19 protein-coding genes are annotated in these 16702 nt (G+C 72.4%); 7 read left to right on the forward strand and 12 right to left on the reverse strand.

Going from position 1 to position 16702, the window contains the following annotated elements; genetic code table 11:
- Positions 1 to 15: 15 nt before the first annotated feature.
- Complete coding sequence (locus ACFYXV_RS02950) at positions 16 to 825, reverse strand: hypothetical protein (RefSeq protein ID WP_389381881.1); 810 nt, start codon at positions 823 to 825, stop codon at positions 16 to 18.
- A 193-nt stretch (positions 826 to 1018) separates the two neighbouring features.
- Between ACFYXV_RS02950 and ACFYXV_RS02955 the strand changes: the two genes are divergently transcribed.
- From ACFYXV_RS02955 to ACFYXV_RS02965, 3 genes are all read left to right on the forward strand, one after another.
- Positions 1019 to 2290 carry a magnesium transporter MgtE N-terminal domain-containing protein gene (locus tag ACFYXV_RS02955; protein WP_385476618.1) on the forward strand — a complete coding sequence of 424 codons (1272 nt, stop codon included), beginning with the start codon at positions 1019 to 1021 and terminating at the stop codon, positions 2288 to 2290.
- Between the two features lie 133 nt (positions 2291 to 2423).
- Positions 2424 to 2975 carry a DUF1003 domain-containing protein gene (locus ACFYXV_RS02960; RefSeq protein ID WP_385476630.1) on the forward strand — a complete coding sequence of 184 codons (552 nt, stop codon included), beginning with the start codon at positions 2424 to 2426 and terminating at the stop codon, positions 2973 to 2975.
- 87 nt (positions 2976 to 3062) lie between these two features.
- Positions 3063 to 4178, forward strand: a complete 1116-nt coding sequence (locus ACFYXV_RS02965) for an Mrp/NBP35 family ATP-binding protein (protein ID WP_383340283.1) — start codon at positions 3063 to 3065, stop codon at positions 4176 to 4178.
- Between the two features lie 71 nt (positions 4179 to 4249).
- On the opposite strand, the gene ACFYXV_RS02970 is transcribed toward ACFYXV_RS02965, so the two are convergent.
- The 5 genes from ACFYXV_RS02970 to sigE form a co-directional block, all read right to left on the reverse strand.
- Positions 4250 to 5032, reverse strand: coding sequence for a hypothetical protein (locus tag ACFYXV_RS02970; protein WP_385476621.1), 783 nt, complete (start codon positions 5030 to 5032; stop codon positions 4250 to 4252).
- 150 nt (positions 5033 to 5182) lie between these two features.
- Positions 5183 to 5620 (reverse strand): sec-independent translocase, encoded by a 438-nt coding sequence (locus tag ACFYXV_RS02975; protein WP_385476624.1) that lies wholly within the window; start codon positions 5618 to 5620, stop codon positions 5183 to 5185.
- Between the two features lie 106 nt (positions 5621 to 5726).
- Complete coding sequence (locus ACFYXV_RS02980) at positions 5727 to 7082, reverse strand: S1C family serine protease (protein WP_389381882.1); 1356 nt, start codon at positions 7080 to 7082, stop codon at positions 5727 to 5729.
- Positions 7083 to 7211: 129 nt separating this feature from the next.
- Positions 7212 to 7877, reverse strand: coding sequence for a zf-HC2 domain-containing protein (locus ACFYXV_RS02985; protein WP_389381883.1), 666 nt, complete (start codon positions 7875 to 7877; stop codon positions 7212 to 7214).
- Positions 7874 to 8653 carry an RNA polymerase sigma factor SigE gene (sigE, locus tag ACFYXV_RS02990; protein ID WP_078864465.1) on the reverse strand — a complete coding sequence of 260 codons (780 nt, stop codon included), beginning with the start codon at positions 8651 to 8653 and terminating at the stop codon, positions 7874 to 7876. The genes ACFYXV_RS02985 and sigE overlap by 4 nt, the downstream gene beginning before the upstream one ends.
- 216 nt (positions 8654 to 8869) lie before the next feature.
- On the opposite strand from sigE, the gene ACFYXV_RS02995 reads away from it, so the two are divergent.
- On the forward strand, positions 8870 to 9532 hold the full coding sequence (locus ACFYXV_RS02995; protein WP_385470931.1) for an O-methyltransferase: 663 nt from the start codon (positions 8870 to 8872) through the stop codon (positions 9530 to 9532).
- 96 nt (positions 9533 to 9628) lie between these two features.
- Here the strand turns inward: ACFYXV_RS02995 and ACFYXV_RS03000 are convergent, their stop codons facing one another.
- Positions 9629 to 10246, reverse strand: a complete 618-nt coding sequence (locus ACFYXV_RS03000) for a hypothetical protein (protein WP_389381884.1) — start codon at positions 10244 to 10246, stop codon at positions 9629 to 9631.
- A 144-nt stretch (positions 10247 to 10390) separates the two neighbouring features.
- Entirely contained in the window at positions 10391 to 10558 is a 168-nt protein-coding gene (locus ACFYXV_RS03005; RefSeq protein WP_003966491.1) for a DUF3117 domain-containing protein, read from the reverse strand.
- A 333-nt stretch (positions 10559 to 10891) separates the two neighbouring features.
- On the opposite strand from ACFYXV_RS03005, the gene ACFYXV_RS03010 reads away from it, so the two are divergent.
- On the forward strand, positions 10892 to 11695 hold the full coding sequence (locus tag ACFYXV_RS03010) for an enoyl-CoA hydratase/isomerase family protein (RefSeq protein ID WP_389381885.1): 804 nt from the start codon (positions 10892 to 10894) through the stop codon (positions 11693 to 11695).
- A gap of 39 nt (positions 11696 to 11734) precedes the next feature.
- On the opposite strand, the gene ACFYXV_RS03015 is transcribed toward ACFYXV_RS03010, so the two are convergent.
- The gene (locus ACFYXV_RS03015; protein ID WP_383340058.1) at positions 11735 to 12310 is read right to left on the reverse strand and encodes a DNA-3-methyladenine glycosylase I; all 576 of its coding nucleotides are present in this window, start codon (positions 12308 to 12310) and stop codon (positions 11735 to 11737) included.
- Positions 12307 to 12666 carry a DivIVA domain-containing protein gene (locus ACFYXV_RS03020; protein ID WP_383340286.1) on the reverse strand — a complete coding sequence of 120 codons (360 nt, stop codon included), beginning with the start codon at positions 12664 to 12666 and terminating at the stop codon, positions 12307 to 12309. The genes ACFYXV_RS03015 and ACFYXV_RS03020 overlap by 4 nt, the downstream gene beginning before the upstream one ends.
- A gap of 82 nt (positions 12667 to 12748) precedes the next feature.
- Here ACFYXV_RS03020 and folP point away from each other — a divergent pair, with 82 nt between their 5' ends.
- Entirely contained in the window at positions 12749 to 13609 is an 861-nt protein-coding gene (folP, locus tag ACFYXV_RS03025; protein ID WP_385470925.1) for a dihydropteroate synthase, read from the forward strand.
- Positions 13610 to 13618: 9 nt separating this feature from the next.
- Here folP and ACFYXV_RS03030 read toward each other — a convergent pair whose 3' ends face one another.
- Both ACFYXV_RS03030 and dapE read right to left on the reverse strand, forming a co-directional pair.
- Positions 13619 to 14386: a TIGR00730 family Rossman fold protein gene (locus tag ACFYXV_RS03030; RefSeq protein ID WP_048475376.1), complete on the reverse strand. Its 768-nt coding sequence runs from the start codon at positions 14384 to 14386 to the stop codon at positions 13619 to 13621.
- Between the two features lie 64 nt (positions 14387 to 14450).
- A complete protein-coding gene (gene dapE / locus ACFYXV_RS03035) occupies positions 14451 to 15530 on the reverse strand; it encodes a succinyl-diaminopimelate desuccinylase (protein ID WP_383340064.1) in 1080 nt (359 codons plus the stop codon).
- A 155-nt stretch (positions 15531 to 15685) separates the two neighbouring features.
- Here dapE and ACFYXV_RS03040 point away from each other — a divergent pair, with 155 nt between their 5' ends.
- Positions 15686 to 16582: a hypothetical protein gene (locus tag ACFYXV_RS03040; protein ID WP_385470923.1), complete on the forward strand. Its 897-nt coding sequence runs from the start codon at positions 15686 to 15688 to the stop codon at positions 16580 to 16582.
- The last annotated feature ends 120 nt before the right edge of the window (positions 16583 to 16702 follow it).

Here is a 16702-nt window from a genome sequence, read left to right on the forward strand (position 1 = left end):
TACCGCTGCTTCCCGCTACTTCGTCGGGTTCGAGCCCTGCCCGGAGCCCTTGCCCGGGCTCGGGCTCGGCGACGGGCCGGAGCCGGAGCCCGAGCCCGAGTCCTTCGTCGTCGGCATCTGGGTCCCGTAGTCGACGGTCTGGTCCTGCGCGGGCGCCTCCAGCGGGAAGGCCTTGCCCCACTCCGCGAGCTCGACGTGCCCGGCCCCGCCGGCCCGCTCCAGGCGCAGCGGGTACGGGGTGCCCTCCAGCGAGACCGACAGCTTGCCGCCCTTGCCCTTGTCGGCCGTGACCAGCACCGCCGGGGTGTGGCCGACCTTGGTGTAGTCGTCCTGCTTGGTCAGCTTGCCGTCGAGTCCGAGCAGTCCGTCGAGCAGCACGTGCATGTCGGTGAAGCCGCGGAACTGCTTGTACGTGGGGTCGCTCTCGGGGACCTTCACGTACTTGTCGCCCAGCTTGCCGGCCGAGTCCGACTTCCCCCAGAACGCGGCGCTCGCCTTGAGGTAGAGCTGCTCCCCGACCCGCAGCACCTGGAAGGTGTCCTCCTGCGACTTCACCTGGCCGGAGCCGCCGTCCTTCTTGAGCCGCATGTCGAGCGTGAAGGACTTGCCGCCGCTGACCAGCGTGCCGGACAGGTGGACCGAGTCGGCGGCGCCGGCCGCGGCCTTCGCCTTGTCCTCGATCTGGTCGGCGGAGAGCTTGCCGACCCCGTTGGTGCCCTCGTCCGGGTCCGCGCCGCAACCCGTGCCGGTGACGGCAAGGCCCGCGAACAGGACACCGACGAAGGCCGCCCGGCGCAGCCGAACGGCGGGGAGGTGGGCGGTCACGGGCAGGTACCTCTCGTCGTGCGTGTCGTCGTACGTCGTGGAGCAGCAGGCAGCGTACCCGCCCGTAGCTCCGGTGCCGGGCGGGTGGTCCGCCCGTACCCACGGGCGGCCGCCCCACCAGGACGCTCTCCCGCGGCACGGGCTAGCCTGAGGGGCGGCAGGACTGAGGACCGACGCTCTAGGAGGCGCTCGCATGGCTGGTGGCGCCCCGCGGATCTTCGTCTCGCATCTGTCGGGTGTGCCCGTCTTCGACCCCAACGGCGACCAGGTCGGCCGCGTCCGCGACCTCGTCGCGATGCTCCGCGTCGGCGGGCGTCCGCCGCGGCTGCTGGGCCTGGTGGTAGAGGTGGTCAGCCGGCGCCGGATCTTCCTGCCGATGACCCGGGTGACGGGCGTGGAGTCCGGACAGGTCATCACCACCGGGGTCGTCAACATGCGGCGCTTCGAGCAGCGGCCCACCGAGCGCCTGGTCCTCGGTGAACTGCTGGACCGCCGGGTGACGCTGGGCGCCACGGGCGAGGAGGTCACCGTCCTGGACGTGGCCATCCAGCAGCTGCCGGCCCGCCGCGACTGGGAGATCGACCGGATCTTCGTGCGCAAGGGCAAGAGCGGCGCGCTGCGCCGGCGGGGCGAGACCCTGACCGTGGAGTGGTCGGCGGTGACCGGCTTCTCGCTGGAGGAGGAGGGCCAGGGCGCCGAGAACCTGGTGGCCACCTTCGAGCAGATGCGCCCGGCCGACGTGGCGAACGTACTGCACCACCTGACGCCGAAGCGGCGCGCCGAGGTGGCCAGCGCCCTCGACGACGACCGGCTCGCGGACGTCATGGAGGAGCTCCCCGAGGACGAGCAGGTGGAGATCCTCGGCAAGCTGAAGGAGGAGCGCGCCGCCGACGTCCTGGAGGCGATGGACCCCGACGACGCGGCCGACCTGCTCTCGGAGCTCCCGGAGGACGACAAGGAGCGGCTGCTGACGCTGATGCAGCCGGACGACGCGGCCGACGTGCGCCGCCTCCTGTCGTACGAGGAGAACACCGCGGGCGGTCTGATGACGACGGAGCCGATCGTGCTGCGGCCCGACGCGACGGTCGCCGACGCGCTGGCCCGCGTACGGCAGGCGGACCTGTCGCCGGCGCTGGCCGCGCAGGTGTACGTGTGCCGGCCGCCGGACGAGACGCCCACGGGCAAGTACCTGGGGACGGTGCACTTCCAGCGGCTGCTGCGGGACCCCCCGTTCACCCTGGTGAGCTCGATCGTGGACACGGACCTGCCGCCGCTGCGTCCGGACGCCTCGCTGCCCCAGGTGACGACCCATCTCGCCGCGTACAACATGGTGGCGGTGCCGGTGGTGGACGAGAGCGGCTCGCTGCTGGGCGCGGTGACCGTGGACGACGTACTGGACCACCTGCTGCCGGACGACTGGCGGGAGACGGACTTCCACTCCGAGGAGGTCTCCGGTGGGCAGTGAGCGCAAGGGCGAGCCGTCGCGCGAACGGCGCCGCGAGCAGATCCGCGTACGGCGCGAGCTGGCGCGCGAGCACGCCCGGGAGTACGCGCGCGAGCAGGGACTCACGGGCCGGGAGGAAGAGTCCGCCGAGCGGCTGCGGTCCAAGGCGACCGCTTCCACGACCGGGTCGACCGCGCTGAGCCGCTCGCCGCGGGTGCGCCTGGACCAGCCCCGGGCGGACCGGCGGCGGGTGCTTCCGGTCTACGACCCGGAGGCCTTCGGGCGGCTGTCGGAGCGGGTGGCGCGCTTCCTCGGCACGGGCCGGTTCATCGTCTACATGACGCTGGTGATCATCGTCTGGGTGCTGTGGAACATCTTCGCGCCCACGCACCTGCGCTTCGACGAGTACCCGTTCATCTTCCTGACGCTGATGCTGTCGCTGCAGGCCTCGTACGCGGCCCCGCTGATCCTGCTCGCGCAGAACCGGCAGGACGACCGCGACCGCGTCAACCTGGAGCAGGACCGCAAGCAGAACGAGCGCTCCATCGCCGACACCGAGTACCTGACCCGGGAGATCGCGGCGCTGCGGATGGGCCTGGGCGAGGTCGCGACCCGCGACTGGATCCGGTCGGAGTTCCAGGACCTGATCAAGGAGATGGACGAGCGGCGGCTATTCCCGCTCGAGAGTGACGAAGGCGACCGCTAGCGGCCTTTCCTGCGGCGGGCTACCGAGCCGTACCATCGGGACATGGCTACCGACACAAGCTCCGCCGCCGTGCCTGAGCAGGACGCGATCCTCGACGCGCTGGCGACGGTGAACGACCCCGAGATCCACCGGCCGATCACCGAGCTCGGCATGGTCAAATCGGTGGAGATCGGTGACGGCGGCGAGGTCGCGGTCACGGTCTACCTCACGGTGTCGGGCTGTCCCATGCGCGAGACGATCACCAAGAACGTCACCGAGGCCGTCGAGCGGGTCGCGGGCGTCACCTCGGTCGCGGTCACGCTGGACGTGATGAGCGACGAGCAGCGCAAGGACCTGGCGGCCACCCTGCGCGGCGGCACCGCCGAGCGCGAGGTCCCCTTCGCCAAGCCGGGCTCGCTGACCCGCGTCTACGCGGTGGCCTCCGGCAAGGGCGGCGTCGGCAAGTCGTCTGTGACGGTGAACCTGGCCGCGGCCATGGCCGCGGACGGGCTGAAGGTCGGCGTCGTCGACGCGGACATCTACGGCCACAGCGTGCCGCGCATGCTGGGCGTGGAAGGCCGCCCGACCCAGGTCGAGAACATGATCATGCCGCCGTCGGCCAACGGTGTGAAGGTCATCTCGATCGGCATGTTCACCCCGGGCAACGCGCCGGTGGTGTGGCGCGGTCCGATGCTCCACCGGGCGCTCCAGCAGTTCCTGGCGGACGTGTTCTGGGGCGACCTGGACGTACTGCTGCTGGACCTCCCGCCGGGTACGGGCGACATCGCCATCTCGGTGGCCCAGCTGGTGCCGAACGCGGAGATCCTGGTCGTGACCACCCCGCAGCAGGCGGCGGCCGAGGTCGCGGAGCGGGCCGGCTCGATCGCGGTGCAGACGCACCAGAAGATCGTCGGCGTCGTCGAGAACATGTCCGGGCTGCCGTGCCCGCACTGCGACGAGATGGTCGACGTGTTCGGCTCGGGCGGCGGCCAGAAGGTCGCCGACGGCCTGACGAAGACGGTCGGCGCGACGGTGCCGGTGCTCGGCTCCATCCCGATCGACGTACGGCTGCGCGAGGGCGGCGACGAGGGCAAGCCGGTCGTCCTCTCGGACCCCGACTCCCCGGCCGGCGCGGCGCTGCGCTCCATCGCGGGCAAGCTGGGCGGCCGCTCCCGCGGCCTGGCCGGCATGTCGCTGGGCATCACCCCGCGCAACAAGTTCTGATCGCCGCGCGTTCCGATCGCCGGACACGAGGAGGGCACCGCCGGCCGGCGGTGCCCTTTCCCGTACCCGGACTACTCGTACGCGGCCAGATCCGCGATCACCGAGAAGCCGAGCCCGTACGCGCTCATCCCGCGCCCGTAGGCGCCCACGTGCACGCCGCCCTTGGTCGACCCGGCCAGGACCCAGCCGAACTCCGACTCGCGGTAGTGGAACTGCGTCGGCTCCCCGTCGACCGGCAGCGACAGCGTCGACCAGTCAGGGCCCGCGAGGTCGTCGGCGAGCTCCCAGGCGGCCTCGGTCTGCTGGTCCAGCCAGTCGTCGCGCAGGGTGTGGTCCATCTGGCCCGGCCAGCTGTACGCCAGCAGCCCCGAGCCGGCCAGCCAGGCCGCCGAGGAGACCGAGGTGGCCTCCAGGACGCCGGTGCCGTCGCTGCTGCGGCGCAGCGGGTTGCTCGCGACGGTGACGACCACCGCGAAGCGCTCCTTCTCACCGGTGGCCAGCTCGCCGCGCGCGGAGGGCTCGTCGCCGTGGCCGGTGGAACCGTGCTCGACGGTGCCGTCGGCACCGGTGCCCACCTGCATGAGCCAGCGCGGGCCGGTGAAGGCCCCGTCCAGCCCGTACCAGGGGAATTCGGCCCGCAGGTAGCCCTCCACGGCCCGGCGGGCCGCCGGGAGGGGCGCGGCGGCCTCCTCGGACTGCGGGGGCTCCTGCTGCGCGGGCTCCGGCTGCGGGGATGCGGCGGCCGTTTCGGCCGGCGCGGGTTGCGGCTGCGCGGCCGGCGCAGCAGGTGCGGCAGCGGGAGCGGGCGCCTCGGCGGGCTGCACCCCTACCCGGCTACTGCTCGTCGTCTCCATCGATGCGGCCTCTCGTTCCGTGGGGTCCGGAACGCGCCCTCCCCCACATGTCGTCGGGGGGACCCCCACCCTGGGGCGTCCTGGGTCCGGACTCATGGAGGATAGCCACCGGACCCCGAATCGCCCGGAAGGCTCGATACGAGGGGTGTCTCAGGTGGCGTCGGCGTCGTACGGGGTGCGCTGCTCGGCGGCCGGGGCGGCGGGCTTCTTCAGCAGGTCCGGGCCGGTGGAGGCGGGCGCGGCGGAGGCGGCCGGGGCGGAGTCCGCCTCACGGCTGTTCACGGCGTCGGTGACGTCGTTCAGCTCCTTGCGGAGATCGAAGCTGCTGCGGATCTCCTTCAGGTCCTCGTTCTCGCCCAGCTGCTTGCGCAGGAACGTCTTCGGGTTCAGGTCCTCGAACTCGAAGTCCTTGAACTCGGGGCCGAGTTCGGAGCGGATGTCCTGCTTCGCGCTGTCGGAGAACGCGCGGATCTTCCGGATGACCCCGGTGACGTCCTGGATCACCTTGGGGAGCTTGTCCGGACCGAAGATGAGGATGGCGAGCACCACGATCGTGACCAGCTCGAGTGCGCCTATGTCGTTGAACACCTTGCCGCTCCTCGGCTCTTTTCACTTCGGGCCACGACACACGGTACCCGGCCTTGTCGGCGGGCCCATACATCGGTGCGGCATCGGCCCGGGATTCTCCTGCCGGTCATGATCCGTTCGCCGAACCGAGGACCAGTTGCAGGGTGCGCTCCCGGCCGTCGCGCAGGACCGTCAGCGTGAGGGGGTCGCCGGGGCGGTGGGCGCGGATCTTGATGACGAGCTCGTCGCCGCCGTGCACCCGTACGCCGTCCACCTTGGTGATCACGTCGCCGCCCTGGATTCCGGCCTTGGCCCCGGGTCCGTCGGGGGTGACGGCGGGCTTGCCGCCCTCGCCCTTGGTCCCGACGCGGGCCCCGTCGCCGGTGTACTCCATGTCGAGGGTGACGCCGATGACGGGGTGGGTGGCGCGGCCGGTGCGGATCAGCTCTTCGGCGACGCGCTTGCCCTGGTTGACGGGGATGGCGAAGCCGAGCCCGATGCTGCCGCTCTGCTTGTCGGAATCTCCCTTGTCGGCACCCCGGATGGCGCTGTTGATGCCGATCACGCGGGCCTTGGCGTCAAGGAGCGGGCCGCCGGAGTTTCCGGGGTTGATGGGGGCGTCGGTCTGGAGGGCGTCGACGTAGCTGATGTCGCTGCCGTCGCCCTTGTCCCCGCCGGCGGTGATGGGCCGGCCGGTGGCGCTGATGATGCCGGCGGTGACGGTGTTGGAGAGGTCGAAGGGCGCGCCGATGGCCACGACCGGGTCGCCGACCTTCACGTTCTCGGAGTTCCCGAGGGAGAGCGGCTGAAGGCCCCGTACGCCGTCGACCTTGACCACGGCCAGGTCGTAGCCGCTGTCGCGGCCGACCAGCTCGGCGGTGACGCTCTCGCCGGTGCTGAAGGTGACCGTTATGTCCTTGGCGTCGGAGACGACGTGGTTGTTGGTGAGGATGTGGCCCTGACCGTCGAGCACGAACCCGGTTCCGGTTCCGCTGCCGGCGCTGCCGCGCACGTGGAGGGTGACGACGCCGGGCAGGGCGGTGGCGGCGATCCCGGCCACGCTCTCGGGGGCGCGGTTCTTGCTCTCGACTCCCGCCTGGGGGAGTTCGAGGCGCGTGCTGCTCTGCCGCTCGGCGAGCACGCCGAGCCACCCGCCGACGCCTCCGGCGAGCAGGGCTATGCCGAGCCCGAGCGCGAGGGCGTGCCGCATCCGTACGAGGTGCCCGCCGCCGGCGGCCTTGCCCCGGTCGGCGACCTGGAGCGGCTGCTCGCCCCAGGGGTCGTACCGGGGCACCGCGGCGGCCCCGGGCTCCGGGGACGCGGACTCGGCCGCCGGATCCGGATCCGGCTGCGAGGGTGCGGGTCCGGCGCCCGGGGCCGCCGCGGTGGAGCCCGCCTCCGGTTCTGCTTCCGGTTCCGCCTGCGGGGCGGCGGGGCGACTCCACCACTTCGGGGCCGTGTCGGACTGCTGCTGGTCGGCCATGGGCGCTCCCCTGGGGGTCCCCCCGGCGGAGCTGGGGGAGGGTACCTGTAGCACCGCCGGGCGGCGCATCTGCCGCAGATTCAACCAGGTCCCGCGCCGACCGGGGGCTCCGCCCCCGGTCCCCGTGCCTCAGCGGGTCAGCGAGACCGGGCGGGGCGAGATGGAGGGATGGACCGGGGGAAGGGGAGCCGTGGGGCGCGGGCCCGCCACGAAACCGGGGCCGGGACCAGGACCGGGACCGGGGCCGGGGCCTGGGCCTGGGCCTGGAGCACGGTCGCGGACCACCGCGTCCGTCACCGACACCGCCGGGCCCGGGCGCGATGCAGGGGCCTCGCCCCGTACGGTCGGCTCCAGGGAGTCGGCCGGGAGCGAGCCGCCCAGCGCGATCGCGGCCAGCGAGACGGCCCCGGCCGCCACGAACGCGAAACGGCGCCGCGGCCGGCCCACCTCGTGGATGCGGAAGCCCTGCTGCGGCGCGGCCGGAGCCACGTACCCGAAGAGCTCCGCGCCCGGCGGAGCGGGCGGACCGGAGGAAGGTCCCGGCGGCCCGTCGGAACCGCCACCCGGCAGCCCCTGCAACCGGGCCAGCAGCCCGGCCGACAGCGGCGGCGGCGCGCTCTCGACGAACATGCTCTTCAGGCGGCGCTGTGCATCGGCCTCGGCCTTGCACTTGGCGCACGTGGCCAGATGCGCCAGGACCCGCTCGCGCGCGTCATGGCTCAGTTCCCCGTCGACCAGGGCGGCGAGGCGGTCACCCAGGTGCTGTTCGGCAGGAGAGGGACTGACTCCGCTCACTCGGTTCCGCCCTCTCCCCCGGCGCCCGGCGCGCCCACCGCCGCTCCCGCCAGTGCCCGCTGCTCGGCCCGGGCCTCGGGGGACCGGTGCTTGAGCGCCTTGCGCAGGTGCGAGCGGCCCCGGTGGATACGGCTGCGCACGGTGCCGAGCTTCACGCCCAGCGTCGCGGCGATCTCCTCGTACGACAGACCCTCGATGTCGCACAGGACCACGGCCGCACGGAACTCGGGCGCGAGGGTGTCCAGCGCCTGCTGCACGTCCGCGTCGAAGTGGGTGTCGTGCAGGACCTGCTGCGGGGACGGCTCACGGCTCGGCAGCCGCTCGGCGGCGTCGTCGGCGAGGGCGTCGAAGCGGATCCGCTGCTTGCGGCGGACCATGTCGAGGAACAGGTTGGTGGTGATCCGGTGCAGCCAGCCCTCGAACGTGCCCGGCGTGTAGGTGGACAGCGAACGGAAGACGCGGACGAAGACCTCCTGCGTGAGGTCCTCGGCGTCGTGCTGGTTGCCCGTCAGACGGTAGGCGAGGCGGTAGACCCGCGCACTGTGCGTGCTGACGATCTCCTCCCATGAAGGAGGGGTCCACGCCTGGGTGCCCGCATCGGCGGCAAAGGTCGCGGTGGTTGCGGTGGCAGCGGTGTGGAAGCGGTCAGCAATGTCGGTCACGGATTTCGGCTCACCCGCCGACCAGAAGAGGCGTCTGAATACGCCTCCACGATCCACAGGCGCAGCCGCACCTCCCCTATCGGCTCTGGTGGTGTCCAGTGGAGTCCCTACCATAGCCACCCCTCCCGTCAGCTCCGGATAAGCGTTTTTGCAGTAACTTTGCACGTGCCCGCGAGGGGCCGGACCGTCGATCTGCCCGCTGCCGCCCCATCTATCCCGGCCGCGGCCCGCCCATACGCCCCTTTTCGCCTCGCTGGTTCAGTCCGCCGCCGTTTTCTCCAACGCCCGGTCCCATCTGCGGGTTCCCGACGTCAGCGGATACAGTCACCGTTGCGCCAACTATGGGGACAGGAGAGGGTCATTACCGGCAACCGGCAGACGAGCTGGGCGTTCGCCGACGCGTTTGTCGCCGAGGACGACGCTCTGCGGTGGGCCCGCGACCGGGCCAGGGAAGCGGGCCTTCGCTCCGTCTCCCCGGGCACCGGGGCCGCGCTGCGCCTGCTCGCCGCCACCGCGGACGCCAAGGCGGTGGCCGAGATCGGCACCGGCACCGGCGTCTCCGGCATCCACCTCCTCCACGGCATGCGCCCCGACGGGGTGCTGACCACCGTGGACCCCGAGGCCGACCGGCAGGCCTTCGCCCGCCAGGCCTTCCGCGCCGCCGGCTTCGCGGGCAACCGCGCCCGGTTCATCCCCGGCCGCGCGCTCGACGTGCTCCCCCGGCTCGCCGACGGCGGGTACGACCTCGTCTTCTGCGACGGGGACCCCTCCGAGTCCCTCGACTACCTCGCCGAATCGTTGCGCCTGCTGCGCCCCGGCGGGCTCGTCTGCTTCGAGGGGGTCTTCTCGGAGGGCCGCACCGTCGACGGGGCGGCCCAGCAGACCGAGGTGCTGCGCGTACGGGAGCTGCTGCGCAGCGTCCGCGAGAGCCCGGCGCTGGAGGCGGCCCTGCTCCCGGTGGGCGACGGCCTGCTCTGCGCGGTCCGGCGCTGACGGATCCGCGTACGGTTCGGCAGGGCCCCGCGCGCGTCGGCCCGGCTCAGCTCAGCTCAGCCCGGCTCAGCTCAGCCCGGCTCAGCTCAGCTCAGCTCAGCTCAGCAGCAGGAAGGTGAGGGCCGACGTACCGCCCAGCGCCGTGCCGGCCAGGAGCTGCGCCGGGGTGTGCGCCCGCAGGACCAGCCGGGACCAGGCGACGGCGGCGGCGACCAGGGCCGCCGGGAGCATCCGCGGCCCGAAGACGAGCAGCAGGATCATCACGGTGCCCCCGGCCACCGACATGTGGATCGATATCTGCCAGCCGACCGTCACCAGCAGGGACGACACGAGGCCGACGAGCATCGCGACGACGAGCGCGAACACCTGCGCGGGGGCGCCGAGGCCGCGCAGCAGGGCGACCCCCGCGACCACGCAGAGCAGGCTCAGGGCCATCGGGAGGATCCGCTGCCGGCGCACCCGTATGTGCTGGTCGGTCAGCGCACCCCGCCGGACGCCGACGGCAACGATCGCGATCGGCGCCGCGCCGCAGAACAGGGCGGCGAGCAGGCCCCAGCCGAGACCGGTCCACGACGCGCTGCCGTGCCATCCGACGAGCAGCAGCAGGGCGACCGCCATGTTCGCCGGCGCGAGCCCGTCGGAGACGAGGCGGGCGGCCTTCTGGCGGGGGGTGCAGTCGGCGAAGGCCGGCGGCGCGGGCGGGGAGAAGGTCACGGCGGGCTCCGCGGGGCGCAGGGGTTCGGTCCGGGGACGGGGCGAGGTCCGGCCCGGACCCGGACATGACGCAACGCCGCCCCGACCGCTGGTGAGCGGCCGGGGCGGCGCAGAGAATACGGGTACTGCGGTGCTGCCGACGGGTTAGCCGACGACCTTCTTCAGGGCGTCACCCAGGGCGTCCGCCTCGTCCGGAGTCAGCTCGACGACGAGCCGACCGCCGCCCTCGAGCGGTACGCGCATGACGATGCCCCGCCCCTCCTTGGTGACCTCGAGCGGGCCGTCGCCCGTCCGCGGCTTCATGGCCGCCATGCTCGTTCCCCTTCCTGAAACCAGCTCATCGTCAGCCGACGGCCCCATTCAGGCGCCTGGAACCCGGCATCGAACACATTGCTTCCTGGCCATTATCCCGCATGTCAGGACCCGATGACCAACATCGGCAGGGAACGCTTGCGCAACGCGCTCGGCCAAAACCACTCATTTCGGGGACGTGCCTGCGATACTTCGCCGTCGCACCCGGCGTCCGCCCTCCGCTTTCTTTGACGCACATCACATGCCCCGGAGCGGCCCGGTCCGCCATGCTGGCCCTTGCACCGGCCGGTACCGGCCGGTAGCCAAGCCCGCGACGAAGGGGGACCCCCTGCCATGGCCGACAGCGTGCTCTACGAAGTGACCGACGGACTCGCGAAGATCACGATCAACCGTCCCGACGCCATGAACGCGATGAACACCGAGGCCAAGGTCGCGCTGCGCGACGCGGCCCTGGCGGCGGCCGCCGATCCGGCCGTCCGCGCGGTGCTGCTGACGGCGGCCGGCAACCGGGCGTTCTGCGTCGGCCAGGACCTCAAGGAGCACATCGGGAACCTGGCGGCGGACCGCGAGACCGGTTCCTCCCTGACCATGAACACGGTCACGGAGCACTACAACCCGATCGTGCGCGCCCTGACCGGGATGCCCAAGCCGGTCGTGGCGGGCGTCAACGGCGTGGCGGCCGGGGCGGGCTTCGGCTTCGCGCTGGCGGCGGACTTCCGGGTCGTCGCCGACACGGCCTCCTTCAACACCTCCTTCGCGGGGGTGGCGCTGACCGCCGACTCGGGCGTCTCCTGGACCCTCCCCCGCCTGATCGGCGCCTCCCGCGCCTCCGATCTGCTGCTCTTCCCCCGCTCGGTGAAGGCGCAGGAGGCGTACGAGCTCGGCATCGTGAACCGGCTGGTCCCCTCGGACTCCCTGCACGCGGAGGCCGAGGCGGTGGCCCGCACCCTGGCGCAGGGCCCGACGGTGGCCTACGCGGCCCTGAAGGAGTCCCTGGCGTACGGGACCTCGCACTCGCTGTCCGAGGCCCTGGACCACGAGGACACCCTGCAGGCCCGCGCGGGCGCCTCCGAGGACCACTCGATCGCCGTCCAGGCCTTCCTCGCGAAGCAGCCCCCGAGGTACCTGGGCCGCTGAGTCCGCCGCCCGGCCGCCCGCGCGCCGCCCTCCCCCGCCTCAGGCGGGGTCGCGGGCGGCGCAGGCGGCCAGGTGGTCGTTGACCAGCCCGCAGGCCTGCATCAGCGCATAGGCGGTCGTGGGCCCGACGAAGCGGATCCCGGCCTTCTTCAGGGCCTTGGACAGGGCCGTGGACTCGGGCGTCACCGCCGGCACCTCGGAGATCGTCGCCGGTGCCGGGCGGCCCGGCTCGGGCGCGTGCGACCAGATCAACTCGTCCAGTTCGCCCGGCTCCCACTGCGCCAGCACCTTCGCGTTGGCGAGCGTGGCCTCGATCTTGGCCCGGTTGCGGATGATCCCCTCGTCGGCGAGCAGCCGCTCCGCGTCGGCCGGCCCGAATTCCGCGACCTCGGCGATCACGAAACCCGAGAAGGCCGTGCGGAAGCCCTCCCGCCGGCGCAGGATCGTCAGCCAGGACAGACCCGACTGGAAGGCCTCCAGGCACAGCCGCTCGTACAGGGCGTCGTCCCCGTGGACCGCGCGGCCCCATTCCGTGTCGTGGTAGGCGATGTAGTCCTCGGTGGCCAGCGCCCAGGGGCAGCGCAGACCGCCGTCCGGACCCGCGACCGCCGTCACCGTCCCTCCTGCGGGGCGTCCTTGTGCAGGTCGACCGCCGCGGCCGGAGCCTGCGCGCGGCCGTGCGCGGCCGCCGCCGTGAGCTCCGCGATCCGCGCGTCCCGCTCGGAGAGCTCCGCCGCGAGCCGCTCCAGTACGTCGTCCACCTCGGCCATCCGGTAGCCGCGCGGCGCGACGGGCAGGCGCAGCGCGTCGATGTCGGCCCGTACGACCGGGCGGCTCTCCGGCAGCGCGTCGGCCACCCGGTCCGGCTCCGCCTCCGGCAGTACGGCCTCGGAACCACCGCCCACCACGGCCAGGGTCACCGCCGCGACGACCACGACCAGCGCGATCAGCAAGAACCAGAACACGAGCAACTCCCTGAGAGACATCGGGCCACCGGCCACCAGGTTAAGGTCGCAGCGAGGCGCGAGGGCCGCCGGAGGAGGAAAGAACGGGATGCTGCGACTGGGCAGGCGCGAGTTCGACACCCACGAGCCGGTGATCATGGCCATCGTGAACCGGACTCCGGACTCCTTCTACGACCAGGGCGCGACGTTCCGCGACGCGCCCGCGCTGGACCGGGTCGAGCAGGCGGTCGCCGAGGGGGCCGCGATCATCGACATCGGCGGGGTCAAGGCGGGCCCGGGCGAGCACGTGGACGCGGCCGAGGAGGCCCGCCGCACGGTCGGCTTCGTGGCCGAGGTGCGGCGCCGCCACCCGGACGTGGTGATCAGTGTCGACACCTGGCGGCACGAGGTCGGCGAGGCCGTCTGCGAGGCCGGGGCCGATGTCCTGAACGACGCCTGGGGCGGGGTGGACCCGAAGCTGGCCGAGGTCGCGGCCCGGCACGGCGCCGGCCTGGTCTGCACCCATGCGGGCGGGGTCGAGCCGCGCACCCGGCCGCACCGGATCGCGTACGAGGACGTGATGGAGGACATCCTGCGGGTCACGGTGGGGCTGGCCGAACGCGCCGCCGCACTGGGCGTCCGCCGGGACGCGATCATGATCGACCCGGGCCACGACTTCGGGAAGAACACCCGCCACTCGCTGGAGGCCACCCGCCGCCTGGGCGAGATGACGGACACCGGCTGGCCGGTGCTGGTCTCGCTGTCCAACAAGGACTTCGTCGGCGAGACCCTCGACAAGCCGGTCAAGGAGCGCCTGCTGGGCACCCTGGCCACGACGGCGGTCTCCGCCTGGCTCGGCGCCCAGGTCTACCGCGTGCACGAGGTCGCGGAGACGAAGCAGATCCTGGACATGGTCCGCACCATCCAGGGGCACCGGCCCCCGGCGGTGGCCCGCCGGGGGCTCGCGTGACGGCTGCGGCTACTTGCCGACTTCCTTGGTGACCAGCGCGATCGCCTCGTCCACGTCGTCCGTGACGTGGAAGAGGTAGAGGTCGCGCTCCGAGGCCTTGCCCTGCGCGATCACCGTGTTCTTCAGCCAGTCGACCAGACCGGACCAGTACTCCGATCCGAACAGCACGATCGGGAACCGGGTGATCTTCTGGGTCTGGACGAGGGTCAGCGCCTCGAACAGCTCGTCCAGCGTGCCGAGTCCGCCCGGCAGGACCACGAAGCCCTGGCTGTACTTCACGAACATCGTCTTGCGGACGAAGAAGTACCGGAAGTTCAGCCCGAGGTCCACGTGCTGGTTGAGCCCCTGCTCGAACGGCAGCTCGATGCCCAGGCCCACGGAGATCCCGTTCGCCTCCCGGGCGCCCTTGTTGGCCGCTTCCATCGCGCCCGGGCCGCCGCCCGTGATCACCGCGAAGCCCGCCTCGACCAGCGCGCCGCCGATCCGCACGCCGGCCTCGTACTCCGGCGAGCCGGCGGGCGTGCGGGCCGAGCCGAACACGCTGATCGCCGGCGGCAGCTCCGCCAGCGTGCCGAAGCCCTCGATGAACTCCGACTGGATGCGCAGGACCCGCCAGGGATCGGTGTGCACCCACTCGGAGGGACCGGCGGAATCCAGCAGCCGCTGGTCCGTCGTACTGCCCGCCTGCACCTGGCTCCGCCTGCGCAGCACGGGCCCGAGCTGCTGCTCCTCGGGCCGCCGACGAGCGGATCCGTCGGAAGTGCTGGAGTTGCCCATGATGTGCTCCCTCCTGCTGATCGTTGGATCAGATTAGGCGCACAAAGGTGACGAGAAGCGGAATTCAGGAGGTCAGCCAGGCACGGAGTCGTTCTTCGCAGTGGAGGATGGCCTTCGTTTCCACGCGCTCGTCGACCTTGTGGGCCAGCAGGGCGTCGCCCGGGCCGTAGTTGACCGCCGGGACGCCGAGCGCGCTGAAGCGCGAGACGTCCGTCCAGCCGAACTTGGGCATGGCGCGGCCGCCCACCGCCTCCATGAACGCCGCCGCGGCGGGGTGGGAGAGGCCGGGGAGGGCGCCGCCCGAGAAGTCGTCGATCACGAACTCGTCGACGCCGCAGTCCGCGAAGACCTCGCGGACGTGGGCGACCGCCTCGTCCATGCTGCGGTCCGGGGCGAAGCGGAAGTTCACCGTCACCGTGCAGGCGTCGGGGATGACGTTGTTGGCGACGCCGCCCTCGACGCGGACCGCGTTCAGGCCCTCGTGGTACTCCAGGCCGTCGATCACCGGCTTGCGCGGCTCGTACGCCGCGAGTCTGGCGAGAATCGGGGCCGCCGCGTGGATGGCGTTGGAGCCCATCCAGCTGCGCGCGGAGTGGGCGCGCTCCCCGGTCGTGCGGAGCAGGACGCGCAGGGTGCCCTGGCAGCCTCCCTCGACCTCGGCGTTCGACGGCTCCAGCAGGACCGCGAAGTCACCGGTCAGCCAGTCGGGGTGGGCCTCGGCGACCTTGCCCAGGCCGTTGAGGTCGGCGGCGACCTCCTCCTGGTCGTAGAAGACGAAGGTGAGGTCGCGGTTGGGCTCGGGCACGGTCGCGGCGATGCGCAGCTGCACGGCGACGCCGGACTTCATGTCGGTCGTTCCGCAGCCCCACAGGACGTCGTTCTCGTCCAGGCGGGACGGGACGTTGTCGGCGATCGGCACGGTGTCGAGGTGGCCCGCGAGGACGACGCGCTCGGCCCTGCCGAGGTCCGTGCGCGCCACGACGTTGTTGCCGTACCGGTCGACCGTGAGGTGCGGCAGGGCCCGCAGCGCGTGCTCCACCAGGTCGGCGAGGACCTTTTCGTCGCCGCTCACGGACGGGATGTCGACGAGCCGGGCGGTCAGCTCGGCGGCGTCCAGGGTGAGGTCCAGCTCGGATTCGGACATGGCCCCGACCCTAGCGCCCAGGACTGCGGCGAAGCTCTCACGTCCGGCCGGTGGACGCGTCGCATGGCTCAAGTACGGTGGGCGCCGTGACCCGGAACGATCCCCCCCGTCCCCGTCGCCGACGCCGGCCGCTGCTCACGTGCGCCGGTGTGTTGGTGCTGCTCGCACTGATCGGCTACTTCGCCGTGCAGTACAACACGACGAACGGCGGTGGTGGGGCGCCGCACTGCACGGCCAGTGTGCGGACGAATCCCCTGGGGGTCGACATGACCCCGGAGCAGGCGGGCAACGCGGCGACGATAGCCGCGGTCGGCGTGGCCAAGGGCCTGCCGGACCGGGCCCTGACCATCGCGCTGGCGACCGCGATGCAGGAGTCGGGGCTGCGCAACCTCCCCCACGGCGACCGGGATTCACTGGGGCTCTTCCAGCAGCGGACCTCGATGGGCTGGGGCACGGAGGAGCAGATCATGGACCCGGTGTATTCGGCCGGGAAGTTCTACGACCACCTCGTACAGGTCAAGGGATACGCCGATCTCCCGCTGACGGAGGCCGCGCAGGAGGTCCAGCGCAGCGGCTACCCCGAGGCGTACGCGAAGCACGAGTCGGAAGCGGTCGTCATCGCGGCGGCCTTCGCCGGGGACGGCGAGCTGACGTGCGGGGGGCCCGCGCCGACCGCGCCGGGCGATCCGGAGAAGGTGCGCACGGAGCTCACCCGGATCTTCGCCAAGAGCAAGACGCACACCGCTCCGGCGGAGCCGCGCCGTACGCAGGACGCGGCCGGGAAGGTCAAGGAGGCCGAGGTGACCTTCGTCGAGAAGAAGGACGGCGGCGCCTCCGCGGCGCGGGGCAGCAAGGTGATGGCGGGCTGGGCGGTGGCCAACTCGCGCGGGATGGCAGTCGTGCGGGTCTCGTACGGCCCGGGGAGCTGGGTGGCCGGCCAGGCCCGGGGCGAGTGGCAGCGGCTCGGCCCGGCCGGTCCGCAGGGCAAGGCCGGGGCTCCCGATCCGCACCGGGCGGAGGACGGCTCGGTACGGATCTTCGTCGCCCAGTGACGCCGCCCCGGCCATGGGCTCGCCCGTACGAGGCGTCCCCCGTGCGGGGGTGACCGGGTCGCGGCCCGATCCGCCTCCAGGAGGGCGGAACCCCTGGTCGGCGCGCATCCGATGAGCTTG

The sequence above is a fragment of the Streptomyces sp. NPDC002181 genome (assembly GCF_042890485.1).
In the GTDB taxonomy this organism is placed as follows: domain Bacteria; phylum Actinomycetota; class Actinomycetes; order Streptomycetales; family Streptomycetaceae; genus Streptomyces.

Bases quoted from the DNA above. Each gene is read 5' to 3' on its own strand.
- ACFYXV_RS03005 (WP_003966491.1), bottom strand. From the start codon at position 10,558: ATGGCGGCCATGAAGCCGCGGACGGGCGACGGCCCGCTCGAGGTCACC.
- dapE (WP_383340064.1), bottom strand. From the start codon at position 15,530: ATGTCCGAATCCGAGCTGGACCTCACCCTGGACGCCGCCGAGCTGACC.
- ACFYXV_RS03030 (WP_048475376.1), bottom strand. From the start codon at position 14,386: ATGGGCAACTCCAGCACTTCCGACGGATCCGCTCGTCGGCGGCCCGAG.
- ACFYXV_RS03010 (WP_389381885.1), top strand. From the start codon at position 10,892: ATGGCCGACAGCGTGCTCTACGAAGTGACCGACGGACTCGCGAAGATC.
- sigE (WP_078864465.1), bottom strand. From the start codon at position 8,653: ATGGTAGGGACTCCACTGGACACCACCAGAGCCGATAGGGGAGGTGCG.
- ACFYXV_RS02980 (WP_389381882.1), bottom strand. From the start codon at position 7,082: ATGGCCGACCAGCAGCAGTCCGACACGGCCCCGAAGTGGTGGAGTCGC.
- ACFYXV_RS02955 (WP_385476618.1), top strand. From the start codon at position 1,019: ATGGCTGGTGGCGCCCCGCGGATCTTCGTCTCGCATCTGTCGGGTGTG.
- folP (WP_385470925.1), top strand. From the start codon at position 12,749: ATGCTGCGACTGGGCAGGCGCGAGTTCGACACCCACGAGCCGGTGATC.
- ACFYXV_RS02970 (WP_385476621.1), bottom strand. From the start codon at position 5,032: ATGGAGACGACGAGCAGTAGCCGGGTAGGGGTGCAGCCCGCCGAGGCG.